Origin of the sequence: Vibrio sp. V31_P5A7T61, assembly GCF_009904895.1 — a bacterium.
Taxonomy (GTDB): domain Bacteria; phylum Pseudomonadota; class Gammaproteobacteria; order Enterobacterales; family Vibrionaceae; genus Vibrio; species Vibrio metschnikovii.
Window position 1 is genome coordinate 52,512 of the sequence record NZ_WXWI01000029.1, and the last position, 19,486, is coordinate 71,997.

Below are 19,486 nucleotides of genomic sequence, written 5' to 3' on the forward strand. Positions count from 1 at the left end.
AAGCAACTATTGGGTATATTGACTTAAGAGCAAACCGCCATAAACATGAATTAATGAGAGGCTGGCTCATAGGTACGGATAAGACAGTTATCCTCGCCAAATTCATTGGCAACATAATGATCCGCCTGTGCATCATTGAGCCATTGCTGCTCATTAAGTCGGTAACGAAATTGGAATTCTGCATCCTTAGGCAAACGAGCTTTAAATTTATACACATTGGATTTTGCGGTTTTTTTCATAGCTTGAGGCTGCCAATCTAAAAAATCAGCGACAATATCTACGCGCTCAGCATCTTGAGGGGCCTCAAGTTCAAAAGTAACTTCCACTTCATTCTTCGTTTTAAAAAAACGTTTATTGATCATGACAAACTCCATTTCTATTTTGTATCAATTTTGAACAACTGAAGAGATTATAAGCGTGCTTGCATACATGCTCAACTACTATCCCCAAACAACGTGAACCATTCACACCGAGCCTACCCGTTTCAATCTTTACAGGAGGGTAAATGAGCGTAGAATCCTCCGCGTCCCTATTTCTCCCTTCTTTTTCTAAGGTGATGATCAATGTTTGCCATTTATGACTCTTATAAAGCTGGCTTATTCAAGCCCAACCAGTGGATAAAAAATATCAGTGCCGGTGTGATTGTTGGTGTGGTTGCTCTACCTTTAGCCATGGCATTCGCCATCGCCTCAGGGGTCAAACCTGAGCAGGGCATTTATACGGCAATCATTGCTGGGTTGATTGTCTCTTTGTTCGGTGGTTCGCGAGTACAAATCGCCGGTCCAACAGGCGCATTCATTGTTATTTTAGCCAGCATCGTCGCTCAATATGGTATTACTGGCCTACAAATCGCGACCATGATGGCTGGTGTGATATTACTCGTTCTTGGTCTTGCTAAACTGGGGAGTATTATTCGCTACATCCCTCATCCGGTCATTGTGGGCTTTACCAGTGGTATTGGGGTCATCATTTGGATTGGACAGTGGCAAGAGTTTTTTGGTTTACCGGCAATTACCGGAGAACATTTCCATCAAAAACTTATTGCGCTTTTTTATGCCTTGCCCAGCCTAGATGTAACGACCACCCTGCTCGCCCTATTTTCACTTGCGTTGGTTATTTGGGGACCAAAACTTCCGAAGTTAAGTAAGGTTCCTGGACCACTATTGGCTTTAGTCGTTGTCACTGTATTTCAATATACGATTGGTTTTGATGACGTGCGCACCATTGGTTCTGCTTTCGGTGGTATTCCGCAAGGCTTGCCGGAATTCTCAATGCCAAGCATTACGTTTAGTCAAATGCTACCACTGATTGGTCCTGCTTTTGCTATCGCTATGCTTGGCGCTATTGAGTCACTACTCTCTGCTGTCGTCGCCGATGGCATGACCGGCACCAAACATAACTCCAACCAAGAGTTAGTGGGCCAAGGCATGGCGAATATCATCGCCCCACTATTTGGGGGTATTGCAGCAACAGGCGCTATCGCTCGTACCGCCACCAATGTGCGTAATGGCGGCAATAGCCCGTTATCCGGAATCGTCCACGCTCTGACTCTTGTAGTGATTCTATTAGTCTTAGCGCCACTGGCCGTCAATATTCCCCTAGCAACGTTAAGTGCCATTTTATTTGTCGTGGCTTGGAATATGAGTGAAGCACCACATTTTATTAAATTAATAAAACGCGCTCCAAAGGCAGATGTGGTTATTTTGCTGATCACTTTTGTATTGACCGTATTCGCCGATTTAGTGGTCGCTGTCAATATTGGGGTCATCATCGCGACCTTACATTTTGTCAAACGCATGGCCTCCAGTGTCGAAATTAAAGCCAGTACAAGCCCAGATTTAACTCAAGAACTTGCAGAGCATGGATTGTCTCAATTACCACGTGATATTGCCGTGTATGCTCTAGAAGGGCCATTTTTCTTCGCTGCTGCAGAAAACTTCGAACATGTGATGAGTAATATCCAAGAAACACCACGCATTTTAATCATTCGTTTAAAATGGGTACCTTTTATGGACATCACTGCGTTGCAAACGCTAGAAGCGATGATCAAACGCTTCCAGAAAAAACAGGTCCAAGTGCTGATTTCAGGAGCGAACTCTCGCGTGACACTAAAATTGCATCGTTCAGGGATAACGGAATTAATTGGTGAGCAGAATCTTTATGCTACGTTTTCAGACGCATTAAAAGATAGCTTAGCAAAACATATTCAGCCTACGGTTAATTAAATCGCATCTCGAATTCTCTACTTTAAATTACGCCAACCATAACAGCCCTTATTTCTTGTTGTTTTTCAATACTATATGGAAAACGATCAACAATAAGGGCTTTCTTAACTCCCTTCCACTCCTACAAAACAGTGCTATAACTCACAAAAACAACACTGCCCACTTAAACAATAATTTAACCAATGCAACAATAACAAAACAATTCGCTGCTATCTGTTTTTTGATTAGCGCAAACGATTGAATAACTAACCCTATTTATTGAATAGTATTGCAAGCAAGGTTGAAAATAGTTATTCTGCGCACATTGATTAAATAGGGATGTTTAGTGAATTAATATGCCAAGGAATGGCTTTAATTAAACAGTTGTAAACAGGAAAAGTAATGCAAGATAACTCTCAAACTTTACCAGCGCAGGAGAAAACTCTCCCTGCTGCCAGTCTGTGGATGTTCCTCATCCCATCATTAATTGGTGTGTTCCTGTTTATGGCACCCGTTTACTATAATGGTGGATTGACAATCCCTGTCGCCGTGTTAGCCAAATCGATACAAGCCCTGTTCGGTGATTACTTAGTCAGTATTATCACGGTCATTGTCGCTTTTATGTCCATCGCTTCAGTGGCAACTAAACTCTTTAAGCCTCGTGTGATTGTTAATTCCCCTTTCCTCAATAATTTATTCAATCCAAGCTGGGTATGGCTGACGGTTCGTGTTATTGGCGGTGCAGCCATCATCATGACCTTTTTTAAAGTCGGTCCAGAACTGATTTGGGAAGAGAACACGGGTGGATTAGTCTTAGAAGGCTTACTACCCACTTTATTCTCGGTGTTCATTTTTGCCGGTTTACTGCTTCCACTACTATTAAACTTTGGTTTATTGGAACTGATGGGAAGTTTACTCAGCCGTGTCATGCGCCCTTTGTTTAACCTACCTGGACGCAGTGCCATTGACTGTACCGCTTCTTGGCTTGGTGATGGCAGTGTCGGCATCTTGCTGACCAGCAAACAGTATGAAGATAAATTCTATACTCAACGTGAAGCCGCGGTCGTCGGAACCACTTTCTCTGCTGTCTCGATCACTTTTAGTTTAGTGGTACTCGCGCAAGTACAATTAGAACACCTCTTTTTGCCTTTCTACGGTGCGATTTGCTTGGCTGGTTTTGTTGCCGCGGTGATTATCCCTCGCCTGCCACCACTCAGTTTGAAGAAAGATGAGTTTATTGATGGGACTAAACCACATAAAGATGCCGATGCTATTCCAGAACAGCACAGTGCTTTCTCTTGGGGTATGTCACTCGCATTAGAGAAAGCCGCGCAAGTGAAATCCGTAAAATCGGTGTTTGGCGAAGGTATCCGTAATGCGGTTGATATGGTATTTGGCGTCTTACCGGTCGTGATGGGTTTAGGTACGATGGCTTTGATCATCGCTGAATATACTTCTGTCTTTGCAATTCTTGGTCAACCTTTCGTTCCTTATCTAGAGTTTCTAGGGGTACCAGAAGCCGTACAAGCCTCACAAACGATTGTGGTTGGTTTTGCAGATATGTTTATCCCTGCAATTTTGGCAGCGTCAATCGATAACGAAATGACTCGTTTTGTCATCGCAGCAATGTCAGTCACTCAGCTTATTTATATGTCTGAAGTCGGTGCATTATTACTCGGTAGCCGAATTCCGGTTAATATCCTTGAGTTATTTGTGATCTTTATTCTCCGGACTCTTATCACACTACCGGTTATTGTCGGTGTAGCACACTTAATATTCTAAGCTCACAAGGCTTGATCAAACAAAAAGCGCCACTCAATAATGAGGGCGCTTTTTGTTTTGACTCTTACTAACTAAGACAGTTTTGACTGCTTGAACAACATAAAGTGAGTAGCGTTATTCGTCATCAGGCTTAGGCGCTGTTTTCTTTTTCGGGATAAATACCGAATCACCCACCGCCACATTCTGATAAAAACTTTTATCGCGTTTCACTGGTTTTTGGGGCAGCTTTTTAACCTGCTTTTTCACTTTACCTGTTGAAACCGTTGCTTTATTCAGAGGCTGACGAGGACGTAAGCCTGTAAACTTACCTTGCAGACCTTCTAACACTTCAAATTGAATATCTTGCTGTAAAAAGGCTTCCACTCTTTTAAAGCTGTCCCAATCTTTAGGACCAACCAAAGAAATGGCATCACCTTGATTACCGGCACGCCCCGTACGACCTACGCGGTGCACATACTCTTCCGTATGTTTCGGCATATCAAAGTTAATCACATGCGTGACGTTGGCAATATCCAATCCTCGAGAAGCAATATCGGTGGTAACTAAGATCTTAAATACCGCACGTTCAAATTGACTCATAATCGTATTACGTTGAGTCTGAGTGAGGCTACCACTGAGGGCAACAACTTTTAAATTTTGCTCATTTAGCTTATTAGTTAAACGTTCCGTATCTGCGCGAGTCGCTGTGAAAATGATCACTTGTCGATACTCAGCATCGTTTAAGATGCGATCCAGTAATGCTTCTTTATGATCCAGATGGTCACACAAATAGAAACGCTGGCGAATGTCTTTATGCTGTTCATTGCCTAAACCAATCGCAATCCGTTTAGGCTCTTTCAACATCTCATGCGCAATGGTGTTCATTTCTGCGTGATCCAACGTGGCAGAAAACATCAATGTTTGTCGGCGACGATGCTTAGCAGCATTGTGGATATGCCGTAACTGTGGTGCAAAACCGAGATCCAACATCCGATCCGCTTCATCCAAAATCAGCGTATCTAACCCTTGTAAGAAAAGAGAGCGATGTTCAAGGTGATCCGCTAAACGTCCCGGCGTAGCAACAATAAACTTAGGACCTCGACGCAAGGCATTCACTTGATCATTGAAGTTTTCCCCTCCGGTGATCAAGGTTGCCGTGTAGCTTAATCCCGCTAATGCCGAACGCAATTCACTGTAGACTTGTTTTGCTAACTCACGAGTAGGGACCAAGATAACACCACGAGGGTCACGTGCAGATAACGCTTTGGTTTTTAGCGCTTTATGCAGCATTGGAAGCAAGAAGGCTAACGTTTTCCCCGAACCCGTTTTGGACGAAGCCAATAAATCTTTACCTGCCATCGCAACAGGAATAGCTTGTCGCTGGATATCGGTCGCTTGCTTAAAGTCATAATGTGCTAATGTTTTTAATAAGCGATTGTCTAGGCCTAATTCTTTAAACTGCAAAGGATTCTCCAATAAAAATAACGCCGCCTGAAAAGTAGGCAGTCAACAAAATATCAAACGTAGTATACCAAATCACTTGCAACGACAGTTAACGAAATGACGCTTCCTTCAATCCGCCTACATATAGGCTCTGTGATAAAGTGAATGCGGCTTCCAACCTCTGATTATAGCGTCAAGTAACGACTGGGTATCAAGTGACATAATAACTTGAATGTGACCGCTATAGATAGCAATCCCATAAAATATTCTCTGTTTTAAACAATACCAAAGTCATAAAACATTGAGGCAAAGCCCAAACAATTGATTAAGGTATAAAATTTTGGGTTATTTTGACTTTTAATCTATAGTCGTGAGTGAAAATAGTGTCTACACTTTAACTCGCTACTATATGGTATACACCTAGGCGGTTGGTCAATGCCTCTCCGGAGCACATGAAGTGGCAGGTCGATGGCAAGATAAGTAAACCCCATTAGCATGGGCCAGCTTGTGGAGCCAACACCACGCTAACCTCAAGTAGGAACGGATCGCCAGGGTCAAGTGAACAATAATGTATAGGGCGTATTTGATAAATATCAACAAGGAGTTCAATATGAACAAAATGTTACTTGCCGCTGCAGCGTCTTCTGTACTTCTCCTAGCCGGTTGTGCATCAGGTCCTGACGAAGCAACCACGACTAAGCTAGATCAGTTAAACAACCAAGTCAGTCAACTCAATAGTCAAATTGCAGCACTGAAAAGTGAAAATGCCTCGCTAACTGATGCAGCCCTCGCTGCACAAGAAGAAGCAGCACGCGCGAACGAGCGCATCGATAATATTGCTCAGTCTTACACCAAGTAAGTTGTTCGATTCAGTAAAAAGGGTAAGTAAAACTTACCCTTTTTACTTTACCTCATCTCAACCATCACCCTTCACCATCACACTCGACTCTCAATGTCGTTCAGTAACCCTCAAGAATTTTCAATTGTTTCCTCTAATCAACGTCCGTTTTTGTCGCGTTCAATTCAGCCGCTTTTTGCAAACTGTACGCCGTCAACGGATCGATGTTTTGCACTAATTTTTCAACCTGTACAATGGCGTCGATGGATGAACTATTTTTTCGATAGCTCAGGTAAATTGGCCAATACCAATCGGCAACGGCAGCCACTCGATACAGTTGTCCCGATTGGATGAAGGGAGCAACCACCGATGCGGGTAAATAAGCACTCCCTCCTTTCTCTAAAATAAAATCTAAAGCAATACGCGCCGTCGAAGTCCGTAAGAATGGCGCAGGTGCTCGAGGATGCCTATCGGCATGCTCGGAAGCAAAACGCATTCCCCAGTCAACATAAACATAACGATTCTCAAAAACGCTATCAGCAGTATCTGGTCGAGTTGAAACAAGCACTAACACCAAGTCGGCGACTTTCTTGCATTGCAGCTCATCGGCTTTAATTTGATCAAAAGCAAACGCCATATCCAGCGTGCGTTCAAGTAACTGACGGTTCAGTTGCTCTCTCCCCATCACCTCAGCTTTAAACCCATAACCACTAAACGCATCAGTCACCGCGCTTAGACAGTTTTGCAAGTACGCATCCCATATGTTAGGTGTTCCGCCTAACGTGAGCTGTAGCGCCTTACCGCTCTCTAAAGAGAGCTCAAGCTTAGCTTGCTGTAACGTTGCGACCATGACCTCTGCATAACCGACCAAACGTTCACCAGCTGACGTCAATTTAATGTTGTTTCGATCGCGGCTAAACAGCTGCGCGTCAAAATAATTTTCTAACTGTTTGATTCGAGCGCTAACGGCAGCTTGAGTCAAATAAAGATTTTCCGCTGCCCGTCCAAAATGACGAACTTTAGCCAGTTCAAGAAAAGTACGAAAGACTTTTACGTCCATTATTGAATCCTCTGCTATGACTGGTGAAGATTAACAAGGAACGACAATTATGACGATAAAAAATTTTTGTTTTTCTTTTCCAGAGTTTGCGCCTAACTTTCGCCGTAATCCACAGCTAAGTAATGGTGTACCTAAATGGCCTCAGAGATACGCCGTATCACTGGAACATTGAGCCGAAAATACCTTTAAGTACTCCGCGTATTCACACGAGGTTGATATGTCTGAAACAGTCTTTCGTCACGGTAAAAAACGTTTTTACGATACCAAAAAATTTCCCCGCGGTTTTGCCAAGTCTGGTGATTTCACTTTAGGTGAAGAAGAACTGCTGATCCTTTACGGAGACACTATGCTTGGCCTTGAATCCGGTGAGCTAAGCCCAGAAAACGCTGAAGAACAGCATTTTGTTGACGTGCTAGCTAACCCAGAACTGGCGAGCAGTAAGATCGAGCGAGTTTGGATGAAGTATGTGCGTCTATCACGCGGTCGTAAACGCTTCCATACCCTAAATGGACGCAACAAACCCGATGCGTCCGATGATTATACTGATGATGAACCAAGCTTGGTTGAAGAAGATTAATCATTACGGGGCATAGCAGACCGCTCATCAAATTAACCCCGTAGTGGGCGTTAAGTCACAGCTCGGCGGTCAATGCCTTGCACTTGATGGCTCAAACGCTACATTAGTGATTGTTTTTTTAACCCAATGAATCTTTCTCCCAAAGCCCCTAGTCTATTTTGGTTCGGGGCTTTGTTTTTTCTATCAATAACAGCCAGTAAGGCATCAATACTCTACCTAACCCAGATTCTATCCACATTATCGCATCATATACCCAGACTACTTGGAGTTGCAGGTAGGCGGCAAGTGGCTTGAGAAAACAGACCTATTTAGCCAATAGCGCAATTTTTTTCAGAAAACTGTCGCGTAAATGCTCTTGGTCGTAATCCAAATGATACGTATTATGGAAACCCACTTTGAGTTCAACACCATTGCCTCGCAGATACACAGTGTATCCATCGTAATCAGAAAAGGCCTCTATGCCTTCATAAATTTTACCAAACTCTGTCGGTGTCCCGTGTTCCATTACTTTTTCGTAAGCGTGCAGTATTTTGCTTGATTCAAGTTCATTTTTCATTGCAGTAGCTCCCTTGAGTGCTCTCCTATTTAGTATGGATAGTGAGATGATTTCTCGCCACTCATTCGCTCTAAATATCAACATTACCATTTCGGCTAGAACGATAGATAAAGTGACAAGACTTAATTCACTCCGTGAATTTTTTCTTTTTATCATTCAATAAAATCAACCCAGACGCTTCATGTTAGTCGATGACAAAGGCATTCATTGGCTGATAAAAAGCAATCCATCTCCCTAAAACAAAAAAGTTTGACCCAAAGCATAGCCGTTACCAACAACTTATTTTATAATGAAAATTAATGTAATTAGCACCGTATCCATAGCACTGAAAGAAATGGGTGGGCCAGACCTCATACCATAACAACTTTAAGTCGCCAGGGGATCAATAAATATAATTAGGGGTAACTGATGAGATTAATTCCATTACAACAAGCGGCACAGGTAGGTAAGTGGGCTGCGGCACATATTGCAAAACGTATCAATGCTTTCAAACCGACGGCCGACCGCCCTTTTGTACTTGGGCTGCCAACCGGAGGAACGCCGCTAGCCACTTACAAAGCACTGATTGCGTTGTATCAAGCTGGCGAGGTCAGCTTTAAACATGTCGTGACGTTTAATATGGACGAGTACATTGGTATTGCTGAAGATCACCCAGAGTCCTACCACTCGTTTATGTACAATAATTTCTTCAACCATATCGACATTCAGCCACAAAATATTAATTTGTTAGACGGCAATACTGACGACCATGAGCTGGAATGCAAACGCTACGAAGATAAAATTAAATCTTACGGTAAAATTAATCTGTTTATGGGTGGCGTGGGTAATGACGGACATATTGCTTTTAACGAACCTGCGTCATCACTCTCTTCACGTACTCGCATAAAAACCCTAACTGAAGATACTCGCATTGCTAACTCTCGCTTCTTTGACGGTGATATTTCACAAGTACCAAAATACGCTTTAACCATTGGCGTGGGGACATTATTAGATGCTGAAGAAGTGATGATCCTTGTTACTGGACACAATAAAGCACTCGCCTTACAAGCCGCTGTTGAGGGTTGTGTGAATCATATGTGGACCGTATCAGCGTTACAATTGCACCCTAAAGCGGTGATTGTCTGTGATGCTCCCGCGACTCAAGAGCTTAAGGTCAAAACGGTCAAATACTTTACTGAGCTAGAAGCTGAAAATATTAAAGGCTTCTAAGCAAAAATTTAGGCCCGCATAATCGCGGGCCTAATTATTTAAGCGACCTCAGGAATAGGCTTAGGTGGTTCGTCTGGATTAGGTTCTTTCTGTACGGTTGGAATTTGACCTTCTTCAACGGCATGTTGATAACAACCCGTCAATTTAATCGCCAAATACATATCCGCACGCAACACCAGTCCACCGTCTCCAACAGGGACTCCCGCAGCTTCACACCATTGGCGTAAACTGCGCTTGCGTCCGGCAAGAATTAAACGAATACCACGTTTCTTGAGTAAAGTCTGCGTTTCAGCCAGTACCGCCATCACACTTAAATCCAAATGAGTAAAACTCGCTACGGCATCAATCACCACACAGCTCAACTCATCTGGATTTTGATCAATCTTTTCTAATAAACGTGCTTTAAAATACGGCGCATTAAAATAGGTTAATGGTGAATTAAAACGATACAACAAAAGACCAGGAATGGCAGACGCTTTACTGGATTCATCCATGGTACGAATTGTACCGTCTTCATCCAAACCTAAGCACTGATCGCTCGGGCGCATCACCACACGTAAAAATTGGAATAATCCTAATAAGACGGCAAGCGTAATACCAGGAATTACCCCTACGACCAGCACCGCGATCAACGTAATCGACGAGAGATAGAAGGCATCACGATTGCGTTTTCTTAATCCCCAAACCCCTTTGAGATCCAGTAATGACATTGAAGCAATGATCAAGACGACTCCTAATGCCGCACTCGGAATATATTGCAATGGTTGGTAAAGAAAAATCGCCACAAAACCAATCACTACAGCAGCAATGATTGAGACTAATTGCGATTTTCCGCCATTAGCATCGTTCACGGCCGTACGCGAGTCCGCCCCACTAATCGCAAAACCTTGTGAAAAAGCCGACGCTAAATTTGCTAAACCAAGCGCTCGAAACTCTTTATCCGGATTAATATCATAACCATTTTTCGCCGCAAAACTGCGCGCAGTCAGCATCATACTCACAAAACTCACTACAGCTAAGTTAAGTGCAGGCACAACCAATTCTCGAGTAATACCAATATTAAATGCTGGCGCTTGAAAAATCGGTAGGCCACCTTCGATAACCCCAACAACACTTACCCCATAACGATCAAGTTTAGTGAACCATACCAAAATAGCCGCAACCACGATGGCTAACATTGCCGCAGGCCACGCAGGTCGAAAGCGTTTCGATAACCAATAAACGAGTAACGTTATTCCGCTGATCAACACCGTTTGCCAGTGTAAATCCAATAAACGGTGGGGAGCTTCAATGATTCTTTCTAATAGATAACGCTGCTCATAGTTAATGCCGAAGACTTTACCTAGCTGCCCAACAATAATGGTTAATGCTACGCCATTGAGTAGCCCAAGTAAGATAGGGCGAGATAAGAAATCAGCAAAAAGACCTAAACGAAAGCGACTCGCAATTAAGCACCAAAAACCGGTCATCGCCGTCATGGTAATGACCAACTGCCAGTGTTTAGTCGGATCGCCAGCGGCCAAAGGTGTAACGACAGCGGCCACTACCGCGCACGTCGCCGCATCAGGCCCCACAATTAGTTGTCGAGAAGTACCAAACAACGCATACACCATCATCGGTAGTACGCAGGAATAAAGGCCAACAATCGCCGATACCCCAGTCAATTGAGCGTAAGCAATCGCGACAGGTAGTGCGACTGCCACCACTGAAAAGGCGGCACGAACATCATCCAACAACCACACTTTTTCATACTGCTTAAGCTGATATAACCCAGGCATCCACTGCTTGATTGATATTGACTTCAATGTTGTTTACCCTACCAAAGATTGCCAAATAATAACTCAGAGCTGTTGTTCAGCTTAGAGCGACTGACGATGATACTGAAAAATGGATCGTTATCTATCATAACTCAAGTGTTATAAACTATCTCGGCTAATTAGATGATTTATATAACCAAAAATCACAGAGATAGACTTGGATTTGTTCATAGCGTCACTTCAATTAGTAAGGCGATATCAACGTTTACTATCACATAAAGATAATGATCATTCTTTCACTCTGCCCAAAGGTTTTTTATGAATTATAATGCTGCTATTTTTGATATGGATGGCCTACTGCTTGATACCGAACGCGTGTGTTTAAGAGTATTTGAACAAGCATGCCAGACGGTAGGTGTTCCTTTTCTGCGCGAAGTCTACCTCTCTGTGATTGGCTGCAACGCCGCTGGAATTGAGCAAGGTTTAAAAGCAGGCTATGGTCCCGATCTTGATTATCCACGGTTGCACAAAGAATGGCGCAAAGGCTACGACGCGGTCGTTAAACATCACCCAATTCCCGTCAAAGAAGGGGTCATTGAGTTACTGGAATGGCTGAAGCAACACAATATTCCCACTGCTGTCGCCACGTCAACGCAAAAAGAAGTCGCTACCATTAAATTACGCTTAGCCAAACTTGATCACTATTTTGATTCCCTCACTACGGGTTGTGAAGTTGTCAATGGTAAACCCGATCCTGAAATCTACCTTTTGGCAGCCCAACGACTGTCGGTAGATCCTCAACAATGCTTAGCCTTTGAAGATTCCAATAATGGCGTACGCTCGGCCATCGCTGCTAAGATGCATACGTTTCAAATCCCAGATCTCGTCGAACCTAACGATAGCATCCGTGCACTTGGCCATCATATTCGACCATCATTACAACACGTTTTAACCGAGTTACAAGCATAAAGCCAGCAGACTCCCGGATGTTAGACCAACCACCAGAGCAGTATCGATACTCTGGTGGTTGGGTAGCGTAACATTTAGCGTTTCATACGTCGCCAAAGCATTTTTTCAAGTTCAATTAAGATCATCACTGCCATTCCGTAGGCGACCATCACTGCCCAATAGCTAGCCGAAATCGGCGCACTTTGAAATAACAAGTTCATGAAAGGCAAATATAAAAATGCCAATTGGGCGCAAATCATCGACACAATCCCAACGACAATCCACGGATTGGTCTGCCATGACATAGTAAAAATCGAACCATTCAAACGACGGCAGTTTAATAAAAAGAAGCTTTGCACCACAACAAATAGCGTAACAGCAATACTACGTGATTCTTCTAAGCTTGCTCCTTGCGTAACTGACCATTGGAACAATCCAAATGCCCCCAAGAGTAATAGGCTACTGACCGAGATAATCCGCCCAACAATTTCTCGGTTTAATATTGGCTCTTTTAACTCACGAGGCTGCCGTTGCATAATTCCCTCTTCTTTAGGTTCAAAGGCCAGCATCAAGCCAAGAAAAACGGCAGTAGTCATATTCAGCCACAGTGCTTGGACGGGCAAAATCGGCAACGTTAATCCAAAGACAATCGCCACCATGATGACTAACCCTTGGCCTAGGTTGGTCGGTAAGATCCACGTGATGAACTTAGTCAGGTTATCAAAGACATTACGCCCCTCTTCTACCGCCGCTTCAATCGATGAAAAATTATCATCGGTCAGCACCATATCCGAGGCTTCCTTCGCCACTTCTGTCCCGCTGATCCCCATGGCTATACCAATATCCGCTTGCTTTAAAGCAGGCGCATCATTAACACCATCTCCTGTCATCGCGACAACCAATTGATGAGATTGTAAGGCATTAACCAATTGTAGCTTTTGCTCCGGGGCAACCCGAGCAAAGACGGACACTTCACGACAAGCTCGCTGCAACTGCTCTTCGTCCAATTCACTCAACTGCTGCCCTGTTAATACGGCCCCAAAATCAGAGTGCGTAGCACTAGCAATCCCGATTTGAGAGGCGATCGCTTTTGCCGTTAGCGCATGATCGCCCGTAATCATCTTGACTTGAATACCCGCTTTTTGACAGATGTTAACGGCTTGAATCGCTTCGGCACGAGGAGGATCAATCATCGCTTGCAAACCTAAAAAGATAAGATTCGCTTCGCCTTCATGTTGGTTAAAACGCTGCAGCGTTTGTTCATGATGATCAACCCACTGCAACGCAAACGCTAAGACCCTCAACCCTTGACTCGCCCATTGAGTAACTTGCTCATCGAGCTTATCATGATCGAGTGTGACTAAACTGCCATCAGCCATTAATTGCTGACCACAACGACGACTGATTTGCTCTACCGACCCTTTAAGGTAAATCAAATTATGTTGCTCATCAAAACGGTGCAAGGTCGCCATATATTGACGGTCAGACTCAAAAGGAATGGTATCGAGACGACGGTAAGTTTGCTGACAAGAGGAATTATCTAATCCTGCTTTTAATCCGCAGGCAATGAGCGCGCCCTCGGTTGGATCGCCTTCCACCAACCAACGATCTTCTTTTTCCAACAGCCGTGAATCATTATTTAATAATCCTGCACGTAATAAATGTTGAAAAGCATTATTCTCTTTCCAAATATCAGGAACTTCACCCTGCGGAGCATAACCACTGCCTGTCACTTCAAGAGCAGAGCCTCCCGCATAAAGCTTTTGTACCGTCATTTGGTTTTCGGTCAACGTCCCCGTCTTATCTGAGCAAATAACATTGGTCGAACCGAGTGTTTCTACCGCTGATAGCTTACGAATAATCGCATTACGCTTTGCCATGCGACGTACACCTATCGCTAGCGTAATGGTAACTACGGCAGGAAGACCTTCCGGAATCGCTGCCACCGCCAAAGCAACGGCTGCCATAAAGGTATCAGCAGCAGGCAAACCGTAACCCAAGCCGATAAAAAAAGTCACTCCGGCTAATACTAAAATTACCCATAACAGCAATTGGCTAAAGGCATGAATTTTCCGAGTTAATGGCGTTTCTAACTGAGTCGCCCCGGCAATCATACTCGCTATTTGGCCCGTCTGTGTGTCATCGCCAGTGGCGACAATGATGCCTTGAGCGGTGCCATAAGTGACTAACGTGCCCGCAAAAGCCATATTTTGCCTATCACCTAATACGGTATCTGGTTCAAGCTCGCCCAGCCGCTTTTCAACGGCCACCGATTCTCCCGTTAAGGTTGATTCATCAATTTGTAAATCTCGGCACTGATAAAGGCGAATATCCGCAGGCACTTTATCACCGGAGGCTAAAACGACAATATCGCCACATACAAGATCCGTGGTAGCCACCGACTGTTTTTTACCATCACGGATCACTGTTGTATTGGAAGACAGCATCTTCTTGAGTGAGTTAATCGCTTGCTCGGCTTTACTTTCTTGCATAAAACCTATCAACGCATTGATTAAAACCACCAATAAGATGACCCCAGCATCAACGTATTCGCCCAAAATCGTCGTCACGAGTGTTGCGACTAATAATATGTAGATCAAAGGGTTATGAAATTGTAATAATAAACGTTTCCATGCTGGCATCATCGCCTGACCAGTAATGACATTTCGTCCATCACGCTCTAGTCTGATTTGAATTTCTTGGGATGATAAGCCATTGTCTGTATCGGTATTGAGTTGTTGGACTATATCTTGCTCGGATTGGCTATGCCAGGCTTGGCGGCGGACTTTCGTTGTCGCGGTGTTCGGTGAGTGTTTTTCCATAATCACCTCCTTTAATGATGACCCTAAATAAAGACAAACGGCTTGTTATTTTTAACCTGCAGTACATGACGAAACGGCATCAAACTCTGCCAAAGCACGCTCCTATAAAGATAGCGTCTATGGAGCAAGTGATGAGAATAGCAACAAAAAATTGTCTTAGTGTTCAAAATTTTTCCGTGAATCAACATCAATAAGAACCTGATGCCGATTTGACCATAATAAGAACCAGCTCTCATTAAATAGACAACATTCTCATTAGTGAGACAGCATTTTTGTAATATCTGTTCAGATAACACCTGAGGGTAACACAAAGGGTGCTAAAGTAGTGTAAACACACGACCGTTTTAGGGATGAAGATCTTGCCAGTCAATCGCACAAGACAACGCGCCTTCTCTTTGTTGCTTCTGCCACTTTTGATTTATTTTGCCACTTTCCCACTGATTAGCGCTTACGCTACCAACTTATTATTGACGCAAAAAAAATCTCAAATAGAACGTTATTTGACCCTACGTAGTAACGAGTTACAAACCATGATCCAACAACAGATCAAACAACTGCAATTTGACTGTAGCGCTCATGACTGGCAAGTGATTCGCGATCCTCACTATTACAGTCGTTATATTCGTTTTATGGGGATAGCAACCAATGAGGGAACACAATGCTCAACCCTTGGGTATCCATTAGAACTGAATGCACTCAATGACCTAGGTAATAGTAATAAAGAAACCTCGGTATTTTCTCTCGCGGCAACACCAGACATTGCCGGTACAGAAAGTGAACTAATGATCCAGTTTTCTCAAAAAGGTAACACCGCGATTTGGGTTTTGGATAGTAGTTGGACACAGAGTAAACTTAATCAACCTTGTTCCGACTGCTTTTATTATGAAGCGCGATTTGTCAATCAAGATCATCCTGTATTATTAGTTCAAAGAGGCGATGAAGCCATTCTCAACGAAGCTAACGCTCATTCATTGAACGTATCAGTACAAGGCATTGCAGCCGCTAATACACAAGCTCTATGGGCAGGCCGAGCCTTACAACAGTATGTACAACATAACCTATTGATCTGGGGTACGCCGTTGAGCCTTTTATTTGGTGGTTTACTGATGGGCGGCTATTGGATTATGCGAAACTACCGGAATTCAATTGAGGGTTTAATTGAAAAAGGGATTCGAGATAACGAGTTTCTTCCCTATTATCAACCCATCATCGATAGCCGAACTAAGAAAATTGTCGGTTACGAAGTACTTCTGCGTTGGCAAAAAGGTCACGAATTAATCGCCCCAGATTTATTTATTCATGCCGCTGAAAGTACAGGATTAATCATTAAAATCACCAATCAAATCATTAAGATCGTCTTACGTGATTTAGACCATTTACCAATATCACATTGGGTCAGTATTAATTTGGTCGCTGAGCATGTTGAAAAGTGCCATCTTTCAACTCTTTTCAGTTCCCTACATTGGCCTCAATCTGAGCGTATAAAGTTTGAATTGACCGAACGCATTCCTATCAACGATTTAACTGCAGCAAGCAAGGAGATCGCTCTACTGATGGAAAAAGGGTATCAGTTCAAAATTGATGACTTCGGTACAGGTTATGGCGGGTTTTCTTATTTACAACATTTGCATATTCGTAGCATAAAAATAGACAAAATGTTTGTTGATACGATAGAAACCGATGATGTGAAAAAGAGCGTACTAGACTCGATTATTGCTTCAGCAAAAGCAGTCAATATTGAGTTAATCGCAGAAGGCGCAGAGACCATCAACCAAGTCGATTATCTTGCTCGACAAGGTGTGTTTTTAATTCAAGGGTATGTCTACGCAAGAGCGATGCCGATTGATGCGATAATCAAAAAACTTGATGCTGAAGAATCAGTCACAGTGAACTGATAATATCTCGCCGTGATGACTTATCATCACTAAATCGGCTTATTGGTAAAAGATAAACTCGACAGTCCTCGCTGTTTATACCCTTCCTACTTGAAGCAGCAGCGGTGTTGGCTACGTTCGTTTCCCCCAATCACATCGTTTTTCTATGCTCATGGGGATTTACTCACTTGCCGCCTACCTACAACGCCAAGTAGTTGGGTATAGCGAGTATGACGTCGAGGTTAGCGACTCGGTAGACATGATGCTATGGGAAGCAAGTATGTGAATCACAAGCTCAATCAATACGCTTAAAAGCCAATCCCAGCCCCGATAGTAATTGAGGTTGAATCTGCACTTCCTTGGGTGCTATAACCGATTTCTAGAGAAAAATTCGAACCGTCCATATTATTCAGATTGATTCCTACGGCTCCAGTCAAACCAAACCCATCACTTTCAACGTCTTTATAAGTCCGATTGTAGTATTGACCACCCGCTCGTAAATACACATCACCTATCTGCATAGGGTGACGCAGCGTCATGGTTAGCGGGACGGTATAAGCTTTATAAGCGTGTTTATCACCTTCTTTATCTTTTAAATCGGCGTTCGTTTCGCCGTAGCCTAAGTTAACCGAACTAAATGGCGTCAAACGGTAGGAGCCTCGCACTTGCCATTGATAACCCGTGGCACTTTGCCCGCCATAAGACACTTGCGTAGGACCAGCGCTAGCCGTCATATTAAAAGGGGTAGATTGAGCATAAACGGGGGCAGCAGCAGCCAACAATAAAGCCGCTAAGCTTAAGGTTGGAAAGTACTTTTTCATGAGTATGTCCTTATCTGTCTCTAAAGCGAAAAGTGTTTCTAGTTTAACGGCTAATCGACAAAAAAACTTAGCCCTTTTTATCACGGGGGAGAGCTAAGCCACAAAATCACTATGTACATAGCAAAATCCAGCCACATCATACGACTGAATCGTCATCACCAAACCACTTGGCGCAACAGGTAACCACACCTTATGGAATAAAAATAGCAAAATAGGCATACTGTTGCGAAATGATTGAAATAACGAACCCATCTATCGTATATAGGTATACCCAAACGACTTGACGTTGCAGGTAGGCGGCCAGTGAGTCACTCCCCATGAGCATAGGCAAACAGAGCGGTTGAACACTTAATTTATCATTTTGATTGGAGAGCACAATGCGACGTTACGTTTTACGCTTGACTAGAATAGCGCTATTGATTGGCGTTCTCTTATCTGAAACTGCTGGCGCTTCACCACGCGCTGAAATGGCTTGGTCCATGATCGCTGAAGGCGCAGTGTTGATTGATGTTCGAACTGAACAAGAATTTATGCAAGGGCATCTTGACTCCGCTCAGCACATTCCACTAAGTGAAATTATGAACTCTGGCTTAACCCAATTTGCCAAAGACCAACCTATCGTGCTTTATTGTCGCACCGGTAACCGCTCTAATATCGCCAAACAACGCTTAATTAGACAAGGTTTTACTCGTATCTATGATGCTGGTGGACTGGATGAGATGCGCCAATCCCTGCCAAATAGAGATTGATTCTATAGTATGAAGACTCCAGAATATCAAACGCTTGGCGAGGTCATCGCCGCGTTAAAAACACCCCAGTTTACCGCCCAGTTTATCCAACTGCTTAAGCGCTTTGTCACTTTTGACTGCGCCGTGATCCTAGGCTATCGCCAAGATAAGCATCCGATTTATCTTTATGATTCACTACCCTCACAACGTCAATTGCTATTTCAGCACTATTTAACCCATTCGTATCGATATGATCCCTTTTACGTCGCGATCGTTGAGCAACAACAAACTGGTGTTTTACAACGTAGCGAGTTTAAGCCCGTCAATCCATTGCAGGAAAATTATCATGTCGATTTTTATCAAAAAACCGGTTGGCAAGATGAAGTTTGTATTGCCGTCGATCTCGAGGATAATCGTTGGATTGTTATCTACTTAGGCATGCTACAAACCGATCAACCTATTTCACAGCAACAAATTAATGGCTTAAAGCAGAGTTTTACGGTTTTGCAGGCGTTATGCCGCCAACATTGGGGGACACAAGCATTATTTCTGGCAGAAAACAGTCAATCAGAGCATGATTTACGCCACTGGGTAGCAGCAGCGATCGCTGATTTTGCCACCGATTTCCTGACTCCTCGTGAGCAGCAAATCACCACGTTATTGGTTCAAGGACTCGATTCACAAGAAATCGCCGCACAGCTTAGCATTAGCCACGGGACGGTAAAAAATCACCGCAAACGTATTTACCAGCAATTGCAAATCTCATCATTAAGTGAATTATTCCAATTATTTTTAAACCATTTGATCACCAAAGGCTATTGACAGCAGAGTTAACGCGCCCTATCAGCTTTACGTGAGCGATTATTTTCCCTCATCCATAAAATTGCC

17 protein-coding genes are annotated in these 19,486 nt (G+C 43.4%); 10 read left to right on the top strand and 7 right to left on the bottom strand.

The genetic code is table 11. From position 1 onward, the window contains the following. Positions 1–50: 50 nt before the first annotated feature. Complete coding sequence (locus tag CAG58_RS06485) at positions 51–362, bottom strand: isoamylase early set domain-containing protein (RefSeq protein WP_158137079.1); 312 nt, start codon at positions 360–362, stop codon at positions 51–53. A gap of 201 nt (positions 363–563) precedes the next feature. Here CAG58_RS06485 and CAG58_RS06490 point away from each other — a divergent pair, with 201 nt between their 5' ends. Next, positions 564–2,225 carry a SulP family inorganic anion transporter gene (locus CAG58_RS06490; protein WP_161425923.1) on the top strand — a complete coding sequence of 554 codons (1,662 nt, stop codon included), beginning with the start codon at positions 564–566 and terminating at the stop codon, positions 2,223–2,225. Between the two features lie 381 nt (positions 2,226–2,606). Beyond that, positions 2,607–3,986 (top strand): YjiH family protein, encoded by a 1,380-nt coding sequence (locus CAG58_RS06495; protein ID WP_158145143.1) that lies wholly within the window; start codon positions 2,607–2,609, stop codon positions 3,984–3,986. A 114-nt stretch (positions 3,987–4,100) separates the two neighbouring features. Here CAG58_RS06495 and CAG58_RS06500 read toward each other — a convergent pair whose 3' ends face one another. Further along, positions 4,101–5,441: a DEAD/DEAH box helicase gene (locus CAG58_RS06500; protein WP_158145144.1), complete on the bottom strand. Its 1,341-nt coding sequence runs from the start codon at positions 5,439–5,441 to the stop codon at positions 4,101–4,103. Positions 5,442–6,018: 577 nt separating this feature from the next. Here CAG58_RS06500 and CAG58_RS06505 point away from each other — a divergent pair. Further along, a complete protein-coding gene (locus tag CAG58_RS06505) occupies positions 6,019–6,267 on the top strand; it encodes an Lpp/OprI family alanine-zipper lipoprotein (RefSeq protein WP_004396978.1) in 249 nt (82 codons plus the stop codon). A gap of 133 nt (positions 6,268–6,400) precedes the next feature. Here the strand turns inward: CAG58_RS06505 and CAG58_RS06510 are convergent, their stop codons facing one another. Next, on the bottom strand, positions 6,401–7,306 hold the full coding sequence (locus CAG58_RS06510) for a LysR family transcriptional regulator (protein ID WP_158137083.1): 906 nt from the start codon (positions 7,304–7,306) through the stop codon (positions 6,401–6,403). Between the two features lie 49 nt (positions 7,307–7,355). Here CAG58_RS06510 and CAG58_RS17055 point away from each other — a divergent pair, with 49 nt between their 5' ends. Then, on the top strand, positions 7,356–7,478 hold the full coding sequence (locus tag CAG58_RS17055) for a hypothetical protein (RefSeq protein ID WP_272924495.1): 123 nt from the start codon (positions 7,356–7,358) through the stop codon (positions 7,476–7,478). Between the two features lie 45 nt (positions 7,479–7,523). After that, entirely contained in the window at positions 7,524–7,883 is a 360-nt protein-coding gene (locus CAG58_RS06515; protein ID WP_161425921.1) for a DUF413 domain-containing protein, read from the top strand. A gap of 304 nt (positions 7,884–8,187) precedes the next feature. Here CAG58_RS06515 and CAG58_RS06520 read toward each other — a convergent pair whose 3' ends face one another. Next, positions 8,188–8,439 carry a DUF3081 domain-containing protein gene (locus tag CAG58_RS06520; RefSeq protein ID WP_004396975.1) on the bottom strand — a complete coding sequence of 84 codons (252 nt, stop codon included), beginning with the start codon at positions 8,437–8,439 and terminating at the stop codon, positions 8,188–8,190. A 408-nt stretch (positions 8,440–8,847) separates the two neighbouring features. On the opposite strand from CAG58_RS06520, the gene nagB reads away from it, so the two are divergent. Then, positions 8,848–9,648, top strand: coding sequence for a glucosamine-6-phosphate deaminase (gene nagB, locus CAG58_RS06525; RefSeq protein ID WP_004396974.1), 801 nt, complete (start codon positions 8,848–8,850; stop codon positions 9,646–9,648). 38 nt (positions 9,649–9,686) lie between these two features. Here the strand turns inward: nagB and CAG58_RS06530 are convergent, their stop codons facing one another. Beyond that, the gene (locus CAG58_RS06530; protein ID WP_161425072.1) at positions 9,687–11,426 is read right to left on the bottom strand and encodes a SulP family inorganic anion transporter; all 1,740 of its coding nucleotides are present in this window, start codon (positions 11,424–11,426) and stop codon (positions 9,687–9,689) included. Between the two features lie 297 nt (positions 11,427–11,723). Here CAG58_RS06530 and CAG58_RS06535 point away from each other — a divergent pair, with 297 nt between their 5' ends. Next, on the top strand, positions 11,724–12,374 hold the full coding sequence (locus CAG58_RS06535; protein WP_158137084.1) for an HAD family hydrolase: 651 nt from the start codon (positions 11,724–11,726) through the stop codon (positions 12,372–12,374). A 74-nt stretch (positions 12,375–12,448) separates the two neighbouring features. On the opposite strand, the gene CAG58_RS06540 is transcribed toward CAG58_RS06535, so the two are convergent. After that, the gene (locus tag CAG58_RS06540) at positions 12,449–15,175 is read right to left on the bottom strand and encodes a cation-translocating P-type ATPase (protein ID WP_161425661.1); all 2,727 of its coding nucleotides are present in this window, start codon (positions 15,173–15,175) and stop codon (positions 12,449–12,451) included. 359 nt (positions 15,176–15,534) lie between these two features. Here CAG58_RS06540 and CAG58_RS06545 point away from each other — a divergent pair, with 359 nt between their 5' ends. Beyond that, positions 15,535–17,070, top strand: coding sequence for an EAL domain-containing protein (locus CAG58_RS06545; protein ID WP_337247276.1), 1,536 nt, complete (start codon positions 15,535–15,537; stop codon positions 17,068–17,070). Positions 17,071–17,357: 287 nt separating this feature from the next. On the opposite strand, the gene CAG58_RS06550 is transcribed toward CAG58_RS06545, so the two are convergent. Then, on the bottom strand, positions 17,358–17,870 hold the full coding sequence (locus CAG58_RS06550) for an outer membrane beta-barrel protein (protein ID WP_050782759.1): 513 nt from the start codon (positions 17,868–17,870) through the stop codon (positions 17,358–17,360). Positions 17,871–18,247: 377 nt separating this feature from the next. On the opposite strand from CAG58_RS06550, the gene CAG58_RS06555 reads away from it, so the two are divergent. Further along, complete coding sequence (locus tag CAG58_RS06555) at positions 18,248–18,619, top strand: rhodanese-like domain-containing protein (protein ID WP_161425659.1); 372 nt, start codon at positions 18,248–18,250, stop codon at positions 18,617–18,619. A 9-nt stretch (positions 18,620–18,628) separates the two neighbouring features. Next, the gene (locus CAG58_RS06560; RefSeq protein WP_161425658.1) at positions 18,629–19,420 is read left to right on the top strand and encodes a response regulator transcription factor; all 792 of its coding nucleotides are present in this window, start codon (positions 18,629–18,631) and stop codon (positions 19,418–19,420) included. Positions 19,421–19,486: the final 66 nt, after the last annotated feature.

Excerpts from the sequence above, each read along its gene's own strand:
- CAG58_RS06520 (WP_004396975.1), bottom strand. The coding sequence starts at position 8,439 with ATGAAAAATGAACTTGAATCAAGCAAAATACTGCACGCTTACGAAAAA.
- CAG58_RS06535 (WP_158137084.1), top strand. The coding sequence starts at position 11,724 with ATGAATTATAATGCTGCTATTTTTGATATGGATGGCCTACTGCTTGAT.
- CAG58_RS06540 (WP_161425661.1), bottom strand. The coding sequence starts at position 15,175 with ATGGAAAAACACTCACCGAACACCGCGACAACGAAAGTCCGCCGCCAA.
- CAG58_RS06495 (WP_158145143.1), top strand. The coding sequence starts at position 2,607 with ATGCAAGATAACTCTCAAACTTTACCAGCGCAGGAGAAAACTCTCCCT.
- CAG58_RS06485 (WP_158137079.1), bottom strand. The coding sequence starts at position 362 with ATGATCAATAAACGTTTTTTTAAAACGAAGAATGAAGTGGAAGTTACT.
- CAG58_RS17055 (WP_272924495.1), top strand. The coding sequence starts at position 7,356 with ATGACGATAAAAAATTTTTGTTTTTCTTTTCCAGAGTTTGCGCCTAAC.
- CAG58_RS06505 (WP_004396978.1), top strand. The coding sequence starts at position 6,019 with ATGAACAAAATGTTACTTGCCGCTGCAGCGTCTTCTGTACTTCTCCTA.
- nagB (WP_004396974.1), top strand. The coding sequence starts at position 8,848 with ATGAGATTAATTCCATTACAACAAGCGGCACAGGTAGGTAAGTGGGCT.
- CAG58_RS06510 (WP_158137083.1), bottom strand. The coding sequence starts at position 7,306 with ATGGACGTAAAAGTCTTTCGTACTTTTCTTGAACTGGCTAAAGTTCGT.
- CAG58_RS06490 (WP_161425923.1), top strand. The coding sequence starts at position 564 with ATGTTTGCCATTTATGACTCTTATAAAGCTGGCTTATTCAAGCCCAAC.
- CAG58_RS06515 (WP_161425921.1), top strand. The coding sequence starts at position 7,524 with ATGTCTGAAACAGTCTTTCGTCACGGTAAAAAACGTTTTTACGATACC.
- CAG58_RS06555 (WP_161425659.1), top strand. The coding sequence starts at position 18,248 with ATGCGACGTTACGTTTTACGCTTGACTAGAATAGCGCTATTGATTGGC.
- CAG58_RS06530 (WP_161425072.1), bottom strand. The coding sequence starts at position 11,426 with ATGCCTGGGTTATATCAGCTTAAGCAGTATGAAAAAGTGTGGTTGTTG.
- CAG58_RS06560 (WP_161425658.1), top strand. The coding sequence starts at position 18,629 with ATGAAGACTCCAGAATATCAAACGCTTGGCGAGGTCATCGCCGCGTTA.
- CAG58_RS06550 (WP_050782759.1), bottom strand. The coding sequence starts at position 17,870 with ATGAAAAAGTACTTTCCAACCTTAAGCTTAGCGGCTTTATTGTTGGCT.